The organism is Asaia sp. SF2.1, from assembly GCF_000505765.1.
GTDB lineage: Bacteria > Pseudomonadota > Alphaproteobacteria > Acetobacterales > Acetobacteraceae > Asaia > Asaia bogorensis.
In genome coordinates this window covers 116,994-124,853 of sequence record NZ_AYXS01000012.1, presented here as the reverse complement: position 1 = coordinate 124,853, position 7,860 = coordinate 116,994, and the positions used below count along the sequence as shown (strand labels likewise).

General features: G+C 60.0%; 9 protein-coding genes. 4 read left to right on the top strand and 5 right to left on the bottom strand.

What is annotated here, in order from left to right:
• Together P792_RS37555 and hemF are read right to left on the bottom strand one after the other, a co-directional pair.
• Window positions 1-848, bottom strand: an 848-nt coding sequence (locus P792_RS37555) for a hypothetical protein (protein WP_023978440.1), incomplete at its 3' end; no start/stop codon positions are given.
• A 130-nt stretch (window positions 849-978) separates the two neighbouring features.
• Window positions 979-1,920 carry an oxygen-dependent coproporphyrinogen oxidase gene (hemF, locus tag P792_RS26980; RefSeq protein WP_035439650.1) on the bottom strand — a complete coding sequence of 314 codons (942 nt, stop codon included), beginning with the start codon at window positions 1,918-1,920 and terminating at the stop codon, window positions 979-981.
• Between the two features lie 178 nt (window positions 1,921-2,098).
• Between hemF and P792_RS26975 the strand changes: the two genes are divergently transcribed.
• Window positions 2,099-2,986 (top strand): S-methyl-5'-thioadenosine phosphorylase, encoded by an 888-nt coding sequence (locus tag P792_RS26975; protein WP_023978438.1) that lies wholly within the window; start codon window positions 2,099-2,101, stop codon window positions 2,984-2,986.
• Between the two features lie 133 nt (window positions 2,987-3,119).
• Here the strand turns inward: P792_RS26975 and P792_RS26970 are convergent, their stop codons facing one another.
• A complete protein-coding gene (locus tag P792_RS26970; protein ID WP_023978437.1) occupies window positions 3,120-3,440 on the bottom strand; it encodes a DUF2934 domain-containing protein in 321 nt (106 codons plus the stop codon).
• Window positions 3,441-3,470: 30 nt separating this feature from the next.
• Window positions 3,471-4,145 carry a dienelactone hydrolase family protein gene (locus P792_RS26965; RefSeq protein ID WP_023978436.1) on the bottom strand — a complete coding sequence of 225 codons (675 nt, stop codon included), beginning with the start codon at window positions 4,143-4,145 and terminating at the stop codon, window positions 3,471-3,473.
• Between the two features lie 50 nt (window positions 4,146-4,195).
• Here P792_RS26965 and P792_RS26960 point away from each other — a divergent pair, with 50 nt between their 5' ends.
• The 3 genes from P792_RS26960 (at window position 4,196) to groL (ending at window position 6,610) form a co-directional block, all read left to right on the top strand.
• Window positions 4,196-4,399, top strand: coding sequence for a DUF4169 family protein (locus P792_RS26960; RefSeq protein ID WP_023978435.1), 204 nt, complete (start codon window positions 4,196-4,198; stop codon window positions 4,397-4,399).
• A 226-nt stretch (window positions 4,400-4,625) separates the two neighbouring features.
• Window positions 4,626-4,916 carry a co-chaperone GroES gene (gene groES / locus P792_RS26955; protein WP_023978434.1) on the top strand — a complete coding sequence of 97 codons (291 nt, stop codon included), beginning with the start codon at window positions 4,626-4,628 and terminating at the stop codon, window positions 4,914-4,916.
• A gap of 50 nt (window positions 4,917-4,966) precedes the next feature.
• Window positions 4,967-6,610 carry a chaperonin GroEL gene (groL, locus tag P792_RS26950; RefSeq protein ID WP_023978433.1) on the top strand — a complete coding sequence of 548 codons (1,644 nt, stop codon included), beginning with the start codon at window positions 4,967-4,969 and terminating at the stop codon, window positions 6,608-6,610.
• A 346-nt stretch (window positions 6,611-6,956) separates the two neighbouring features.
• On the opposite strand, the gene P792_RS26945 is transcribed toward groL, so the two are convergent.
• A partial coding sequence (locus P792_RS26945; protein ID WP_081866669.1) for a prohibitin family protein occupies window positions 6,957-7,860 on the bottom strand: 904 nt, incomplete at its 5' end.

The following is a 7,860-nucleotide window of genomic DNA, read 5'->3' as shown; positions in this document are numbered from 1 at the left end:
GCTGAGGCAGCGGCGCTGGAAACGGCGCGCCACGCTTCGAACAGGGCACCAGCCGGGGCGTGACCACGGGCCATGAGATATGTCGCTTCGAAGCCCGCTACATTGGCTACGGTAGGGCCAGAGCAGAAAATCGGCTTGATCCCCTCCGGCGCTGTCGCGATGTCGGCGGCCAGATCATCCCCGGGTCCGGGTGTAAGCTGTACGGCATCGACCTGACCGGATTTGAGGGCCTCCATCGCTTCAGCCTTGCTTGCGTAGCCAGCGACAGGCAAGGGATGAAGCCCGAGAAGGGAGAGCCCCAGAAGGCTGGAGAGCTCCACGCCGGTGGGATGGGATACGGCGAGCCTGACAGGCCGATCATGAAACAGCCCACTCAGGCGCGAGCGTATGGTGCGATGCAGTTCGGCGCGGGCCAGCGTCACAACCGGGCGGCGTGCCACAATCAGGGCAGCCCAGCGCGAGAAATCGAAATGCACGCGCGCGTCGCCGGAGAGCGAGGCGATCAGCGCAGCACCGGGTGCCAGTATGGCGGTGCCGCCATCCGCTTCGGGGCTGACATTATCGAATAGATTGGCAGCCGTGACGCCGTCGCGTCCCATGTCATAGTGAACGGCAATGGGGGGAGGCGTATTGAGGCCGGTTGCAAGTGCGGTCGCCACCATCGGGGCAACCTGTCCGGGGAGGGAGTCCGGACCGCCACCCACAATCAGGCGGGGTGAGTCGATGAGTGACGAGGTCGAGACACTCCGTTCGTCATCCTCCCAGGCATAGGCCGGAAGGATGGTGGCCAGATTTGTCGCGACAACAGCGGAGAGAAAGCTGCGTCGGGTCGTCTTTTTACCCGTCACGTGAGACGTCAACCTGTAGCGCACTTCTTCCCTTTCACCGCCGGTCTGGCCAGCACGCGCCGGTAAGCCAGATGATTGCGGCTAAATCGTGTCGCCACGCCCCGGGGCGTTTGCCCCGAAGCAACCTCCATCAGGGCCATTTGACCTCGGGTGGCATGCTCATGAGGATCGCTTCCGTGTTGCCGCCAGTCTTGAGGCCAAACACGGTGCCGCGATCATGTATCAGATTGAACTCGACATAGCGACCACGTCTTATGAGCTGGGCCTCACGATCAGCCTCGGTCCAGGGCTGCATCATGCGCGCACGAACGGCACGCGGATACGCCTCGTAAAAAGCCAGACCGACATCCTTCGTGAAAGCGAAATCCGTCTCGGCGTCACCGCTGTTGAAATGATCGTAGAAGATGCCGCCAAGCCCGCGTGGTTCACCACGGTGATGCAGGAAGAAATACTCGTCGCACCAGGCCTTGAACTTCTCGTAATAGGTCGGGTCGTGAGGCTCACAGGCCTTGCGAAACGTCTCGTGGAAGGCGGCGGCATCTTCCTGCGCTTCAGCGCTGTCGGGAAACATGGGGGTGATATCGCCGCCGCCGCCAAACCAGCCATTGCTGGTAATGATCATGCGGGTGTTGAAATGGGCTGCACTCACATGCGGGTTGCATGGATGGGCCACAAGCGAGATGCCCGTTGCGAAGAAACGGGGGTCGACATCGGCACCGGGCATGTTCTTGCGGAACTCGGGTGAGAATTCGCCCCAGACCGTCGAGACATTGACACCGACCTTCTCAAAGACACGGCCACGCATGACGGACATGACACCGCTGCCCTGCAGGGCGCTGTTGGGGTCTTCACTGCGGTTCCACGCTGTGCGCACGAAACGCCCGGCCTCGGTTTTATCGCGCAGGACAGGCGAGTTGTTGGCGACGGCCTCGTCCTCGATGGCTTCATACGAAGCGCAGATCTTGTCGCGCAGGGTCTCGAACCAGTGCCGCGCCTTTTCCTTGAAAGAGTCATGAGGCACGTCGTCCCGGATGAGGGTGCCAAATGTCTTGGGGTCCAAGGTCTCGCTCATGGCAAGCTCCACATTCTGTTCCAGCCGGTCTTGCGCCAGCCTGAGAGCCTAGAGCCATATCAGAATCGTTAGAACAGGGCCATGCAGGGCAGAATGAAAACACTGACAGGTTGCGAAGCCAGCCATTCTGGTGTTCCTGAACGCGACATTTACCGACACAGAGCAAAGGCAGTTCGGCATGATTGAAAACGTGACCATCGAACCCGTGATCGGCCTTATTGGCGGGTCCGGGCTGTATGACATCGACGGTCTGGAAGAAAAGGAATGGCGTCGGGTCGAAACCCCCTGGGGTGAGCCCTCCGACGAATTGCTGTTCGGCCGACTGGATGGCGTGCGCTGCGTGTTCCTGCCGCGCCATGGCCGCGGTCATCCCATTCCGCCGTCAGAACTCAATTTCCGCGCCAATATCGATGCGCTCAAGCGTGTCGGCGTGACCGATATTGTCTCTCTTTCCGCTGTCGGCTCGCTGCGTGAGGATCTGCCTCCGGGGCAGTTCGTCCTGGTTGACCAGTTCATCGACCGCTCGTTTGCGCGTGAAAAGACCTTTTTCGGTCGTGGCTGCGTGGCCCATGTCGGCATGGCCGATCCGGTTTCGGGCCGTATGGGTGATGTTATTGCCGAACAGGCGGAAAAGATCGGCGTGCCGATGGTGCGTGGTGGAACCTATCTCGTGATGGAAGGGCCGCAGTTCTCGACCCGTGCAGAAAGCGAGCTATACCGTCAGTGGGGTTGCTCGGTCATCGGTATGACCAACATGCCAGAGGCCAAACTCGCCCGTGAAGCCGAGATGTGTTATGCCAGCATTGCCATGGTGACAGATTACGATTGCTGGCACGACGACCATGACTCGGTGACGGTCGACGCGGTTGTGGCCGTCATGACCCAGAACGCCGCCAAGGCGAAGGCGCTGGTCAAGGCCATCATTCCCGAACTCGGCAAGAAGCGTGGTCTGTGCCCTTCAGGTGCGGAGCGGGCGCTGGATCATGCGATCATTACAGCTCCTGCATCACGGGACCCTGCCATGCTGGCAAAGCTCGATGCCGTTGCAGGCCGCGTTCTGCGCTGAAAACTGACCTGTCTCGATAGGCCGGAACGAAAAAGGCTGACCCGTGAGGGCCAGCCTTTTCCTGTTGGCGCGGAGCACTTCTCGCGTCTTACCGTTGCAAGCATCTGCCCAATTCCCATGGAGGCCGGCGTGATCAGGCCTGATCCTGTTTCTCCGGGAAATGCTCACGGTCCCCCTGGTCGGTCTGACGCTCGGGAAACTCTCCCAGATTTTGCTGGATCTCAGCATTCTCGACCTGAACATCAGCAAATTGCGGATCAGGCAGATCCTTCACGGGAATCTCTCCCGCATGCGGGTGCTCCTCCATGCCGATAATTTCCGAGGCATTCTCATGGTAGGCTTCAGGCCCACATCCGGGCTTGCCATCGGCTTCCCAGAGTTCCTTTGCCTTGGCGGCAATGCGGGCGTCGCGCTCAGGACTGTCAACGAGCGGATTGGTGCTGTCTGCGGGCATGATGAATTTCCTGACTGAGAGTGTGGGATATCAGAGATGGGCCTCGAAGAACGCCATGCTGCGCTCATGGGCGAGGTCCCGGGCCGGCTTGTTGAAGCTCGGACGATCATTGCAGCCAAAGCCGTGGCCAGCGTCGTCATAGACGAAGATCTCAACCTCGGGCCTGTTTTCGCGAATGGTGTTGATATCGGTGTGGGGGATATGGTCGTCCTCACCGCCGAAATGCAATTGCACCGGGCAATGGGGCTTTTCGTGGCTGAGCGCTGCGATGCCGCCACCATACCAGGTGCAGGCAGCCGCGAAGTTGCGCGTACGGGTCGCTGCCTCCCATGCTACGAGACCGCCCCAGCAGAAGCCCAGTATGCCGACCTTCGAGTGACCGTGATGATTCAAGGCATGGCAAGCCGCGGTGATATCGGCCTGCAATGCATCGGGGCTGATCTTCTCGCGCAAGGCGAGGCCCTCGGTCATGCCATCGGAATCATAGGGGAGAACCACATCGCGCTCTGCACGATCGAACAGGGCAGGGGCGATCACATGATAGCCATGACGTTCTGCGAGTTCATCGCACACGGCACGGATATGATCGGTAAGGCCGAAGATTTCCTGAACCACCACGAGAGCGCGACGTGCCTTGGCGTCGCCTGCCTCATAGGCAGAAAAATGATGCGTGTCCGAGGCGGTCAGGGATATCAGGCGTCCCATGGAACAGCCCTCCTTCTTGCTTGTTCATTCTAATCAGGAGCAACGATAACATGGCAGAGATCGTCAACCTGCGTCGGGTACGCAAACGTATGGCGCGTGAGAAGGATGCTCGCCAGGCCGACGAAAACCGGCATCTTTTCGGGCAGAGCAAGGGCGAGCGCGCCAGAACAACGCAGGAAAAGGCCCGTCTGAAGCGCGAGATCGATGGTGCCCGGCTCGAAGGGGCGCGGCATTTGTCTGAGGAGGGCAACTGATCGAACGTCCCCGGCCGGAAAATGAGCGGGCGCCGGCTTACTGATTTTTTGATGAAATTCGGATGGCAGATATGGCGGGGGTCTTGACGCTGGGCGGGGACTCTCTTACCTGTTTGGCACTCTCGCTACGGGAGTGCTAACGCGCTGCGGCTTAGCGGGCGCGCAAACCGGCGGCGTTGCTTTTGAGCAAGGGCGCCGCCTTAGAGATAGAGTGGAGCGATCCATCATGACAAATTTTCGGCCTTTGCATGACCGTGTCGTCGTTCGCCGCCTTGAGGGCGAGCAGAAGACGGCCGGTGGCATCATCATTCCGGACACCGCCAAGGAAAAGCCGATGGAAGGCGAAATCGTCTCCGTTGGTCCGGGTGCCCGCAATGAGCAGGGTCAGCTGGTAGCACTGGACGTCAAGGCTGGCGATCGCGTGCTGTTCGGCAAGTGGTCCGGCACCGAGGTGAAGATCAACGGCGAAGAGCTGCTGATCATGAAGGAAAGCGACATCATGGGTGTGATCGGCTGATTTCCAGCCTCCCCATTTTCGCACACTGAACCTCTACTGGAGAAAAGATTATGGCTGCCAAAGACGTAAGATTCGGCGCTGATGCCCGCCAGCGTATGCTGCGTGGCGTGGACATCCTGGCTGACGCTGTGAAGGTCACGCTGGGCCCGAAGGGTCGCAACGTTGTTCTGGACAAGAGCTTCGGCGCACCGCGCATCACCAAGGACGGCGTTTCCGTCGCCAAGGAAATCGAACTGGCTGACAAGTTCGAGAACATGGGCGCCCAGATGGTGCGCGAAGTAGCCTCGAAGACCAACGACATCGCTGGTGACGGCACGACCACCGCGACCGTTCTGGCACAGGCGATCATCCGTGAGGGCGCCAAGGCTGTTGCCGCTGGCATGAACCCGATGGATCTGAAGCGCGGCATCGACAAGGCTGTTGCAGCCGTTGTCGAAGAGCTGAAGGCGAACACCCGCAAGATCACGACCCCGGCTGAAACGGCTCAGGTCGGCACGATCTCGGCCAATGGCGAGCATGAAATCGGCGAGATGATCTCGCAGGCCATGCAGAAGGTTGGCTCGGAAGGCGTGATCACGGTTGAGGAAGCCAAGGGCCTCCACACCGAACTCGACGTCGTCGAGGGCATGCAGTTCGACCGCGGCTATATCTCGCCGTACTTCGTGACGAACGCCGAAAAGATGATGGCGGATCTGGATAACCCCTACATCCTGATCCATGAAAAGAAGCTGTCCTCGCTCCAGCCCATGCTGCCGCTGCTTGAGAGCGTTGTGCAGTCCGGCCGTCCGCTCATGATCATCGCGGAAGACGTCGATGGCGAGGCTCTGGCCACGCTGGTCGTCAACAAGCTGCGCGGCGGCCTCAAGATCGCTGCTGTCAAGGCTCCTGGCTTCGGTGACCGTCGCAAGGCCATGCTGGAAGACATCGCCATCTTGACGGGCGGCCAGGTCATCAGCGAAGACATCGGCATCAAGCTCGAAACCGTCACGCTCGACATGCTCGGTCGCGCCAAGAAGGTGCATATCGAGAAGGAAAACACCACGATCGTTGAAGGCGCCGGTAACACGGACGACATCAAGGGCCGTTGTGCACAGATCCGCGCGCAGATCGAGGAAACCACCTCGGACTACGACCGTGAGAAGCTGCAGGAACGTCTGGCCAAGCTGGCTGGTGGCGTTGCCGTCATCCGCGTCGGTGGCAGCACCGAAGTCGAGGTGAAGGAGCGCAAGGATCGCGTTGATGACGCGCTGCACGCAACCCGCGCCGCTGTTGAAGAAGGCATCGTTCCGGGTGGTGGCACGGCTCTTGCCCGCGCTTCCGTTGCCCTGAAGGACCTGTCCTTCCAGAACGACGACCAGCGCGTTGGTGCGGACATCATCCGCAAGGCCCTGCAGGCTCCGCTGCGTCAGATCGCGTTCAATGCTGGTGAAGATGGCGCTGTCATCGCTGGCAAGGTGCTCGAGATCAACGAGTACACGCACGGCTTCGACGCACAGAACGCCGAGTACAAGGATCTGGTGGCCGCTGGCATCATCGATCCGACCAAGGTTGTCCGTACGGCTCTGCAGGATGCAGCTTCGGTTGCTGGCCTGCTGATCACCACGGAAGCCATGGTTGCCGAGAAGCCCGAGAAGAAGGCCGCTCCGGCCGGTGGCCCGGGTGGCATGGGTGGCATGGGCGATATGGATTTCTGATCCAGCGCCTTTCCATCGAGGTTACGAAAGAGCCGCCCTGTCGCAAGACAGGGCGGTTTTTTCATGGGTGGCCTACTGGCGAGATCACTGCCCGTAGGCTTCGTCACCTTAGGGGGACAGGTAAACGGGTCGGGATCGCAGCTTTGGACATGACCCGTCAGATTTGTAGCGTTGGTCCCCTCGATGGTCGCAGAGGCAGAGAACGTGCCGGATCAGGCAGGAAGTGATCCTCGTTCGACCGCATATCCGATCTGTGTTCCAGCTAGGAGAGAAGGCCGGATGAGCGCCGACGTGAGGACGGGCCGTCCCCGAAAGAAAGACCTGCCATCAAAGAGGGGCTGTCGCCTTATTTCTGGACGCCATCCATGGTGCCGATGAAGGGCAGGGGAGCGCCTGCGCTCAGATAGGTCGGCATGGTGCCTGACCAGCGATCAAGCGCCTTCTGCTGCAACAGCGCCGGCGTCAGGGATTGAGAGACCAGGCTATTGGCTTTTGCCTGCGCCTGCGAGGTCACCAGTAGTGCCTGCGCCTGTCCCTGCGCTGTGGCGATGGCGGCGTCGGCTTGCGCCTTGGCCTGTACGACCTGCGCCTGCGCCGAAATCTGCGTCTGTTGCAGCGTATACTGGGCCTGAAGCGCCTGTTGCTGGGCGACCTGCTTGGCCTCAATGGCCTGTGCATAGGCCGTTGAAAAGGCGAAATTCGCTGTGTTCACCGAATGAATGGTCAGGTGGTAGGGCTGAAGCGACCGGATGATCAGATCCTTGATCTGCCCGTCAACCAGATCCCGCTTCGTGATGAGTTCCTCGGCATTATAATTGGCCGTAATGGCCTTCACATCGTTCGAAACCGTGGGCTCAATGATACGGCGCGCGAGCATGTCCAGCGTGCGGAAATCACGATAAAAACCCGGGGCATCAGCCTGTGCGATGTGGAACGTTACCGAGACAGACGTGCGGACGTCCTGAAGGTCGTGCGTGGCAGCCTGCTCATGCGAGGTGATGGTCTGCGGCTGGGTCGAGACTGAAATGATCTTCTGATAGACCGGTATGGCGATATGCAGCCCGGGCTCGAGAGCGTTGGGCTGGACCGAACCGAAATTGGTCAGGATGCCGCAATAGCCTGAAGCGATCTGGTAGAATGGATTGAGCACAGCAACGATCGCGACAGCACCAAGGGCAACTACGCCAAACTTGATTATCCCTGAGGGCACCTGAACGGGTAGTCTTGATGGCGGCTGAGGAAAAGACATG